The 255-nt window shown below is 60.0% G+C and carries 1 protein-coding gene; it reads left to right on the forward strand.

Annotated features, from left to right (window positions below):
- The coding region (locus SB753_RS39320) for a type VI secretion system Vgr family protein (RefSeq protein ID WP_410805457.1) at window positions 1–255 on the forward strand (255 nt) is incomplete at both ends.

The raw sequence follows: 255 nt of genomic DNA on the forward strand, positions 1-255 counted from the left end.
CATCACAGCCAGGCGCGCGACCTTGTGACGAATAACCGTCGCTGGCTCTCACGCAACATGATCCGCACGCAGGCGAACAACAAGCTGCGCATGGAGGACTGGGCGGGCCAGGAAGGCATCAAGCTGAGTACGGAGCATTCGGGCAAGTCGCAGCTGAATCTCGGCTATCTGGTGAACCAGAAGCTTGAGTACCGAGGGGAGGGATATGAGCTGAGGACATCGGGGTATGGGGCTATCCGCGCGGGTAAGGGTCTG

This window comes from Paraburkholderia sp. SIMBA_053, from assembly GCF_046534895.1.
GTDB lineage: Bacteria > Pseudomonadota > Gammaproteobacteria > Burkholderiales > Burkholderiaceae > Paraburkholderia > Paraburkholderia caledonica.